The following is a 1,180-nucleotide window of genomic DNA, read 5'->3' as shown; positions in this document are numbered from 1 at the left end:
ACACAGGTGGTCTGGTAGAGCATACCGAGGCGAGCGGGAGAACCGTGGTCAAGGAACTCGGCAAACTGTCCCCGTAACTTCGGAAGAAGGGGAGCCACGGCTGGTGAACACCCCTGCGGTGGGAGCTGGTGGTGGCCGCAGAGAGTGGGCCCGAGCGACTGTTTACTAAAAACACAGGTCCGTGCGAAGTCGCAAGACGAGGTATACGGACTGACGCCTGCCCGGTGCCGGAACGTTAACAGGACTCGTTACCCACCTGGTGGGGAAGCGGGAAATGGAAGCGCCGGTAAACGGCGGTGGTAACTATAACCATCCTAAGGTAGCGAAATTCCTTGTCGGGTAAGTTCCGACCTGCACGAATGGCGTAACGACTTGGGCGCTGTCTCGACCACGGACCCGACGAAATTGCACGACGAGTTAAGATGCTCGTTTCGCGCGGCAGGACGGAAAGACCCCGGGACCTTTACTGCAGCTTGGCATGGGTGTCTGGTTCGGCTTGTGTAGGATAGGTGGGAGACGCAGAAGCGGACACGCCAGTGTTCGTGGAGTCGCTGGTGAAATACCACTCTGGTCGTTGCGGGCGTCTAACCTCGGTCCGTGATCCGGACCAGGGACAGTGCCTGGTGGGCAGTTTAACTGGGGCGGTTGCCTCCCAAACGGTAACGGAGGCGCCCAACGGTCTCCTCAGCCTGGTTGGAAACCAGGTGTTCGAGTGCAAGGGCACAAGGAGGCTTGACTGTGAGACTGACGGGTCGAGCAGGTGCGAAAGCAGGGCCTAGTGATCCGGCACTGGCTGGTGGAAGCGGTGTCGCTCAACGGATAAAAGGTACCCCGGGGATAACAGGCTTATCCTGCCCAAGAGTCCATATCGACGGCAGGGTTTGGCACCTCGATGTCGGCTCGTCGCATCCTGGGGCTGTAGTCGGTCCCAAGGGTTGGGCTGTTCGCCCATTAAAGCGGCACGCGAGCTGGGTTTAGAACGTCGTGAGACAGTTCGGTCCCTATCCGCCGCGCGCGCACGGAGACCTGAGAAGGGCTGTCCCTAGTACGAGAGGACCGGGACGGACGAACCTCTGGTGTGCCAGTTGTCCCGCCAGGGGCACGGCTGGTTGGCTACGTTCGGCACAGATAACCGCTGAAAGCATCTAAGCGGGAAGCTGGCTTCGAGATGAGGTCTCCC

1 rRNA gene is annotated in these 1,180 nt (G+C 60.1%); it reads left to right on the top strand.

From position 1 onward, the window contains the following. Window positions 1–1,180, top strand: a 23S ribosomal RNA gene (locus DFQ14_RS21595); the annotation flags it as partial.

The sequence above is a fragment of the Halopolyspora algeriensis genome, from assembly GCF_003337235.1.
GTDB lineage: Bacteria > Actinomycetota > Actinomycetes > Mycobacteriales > Pseudonocardiaceae > Haloactinomyces > Haloactinomyces algeriensis.
This window is presented reverse-complemented; position numbering and strand designations above follow the sequence as displayed.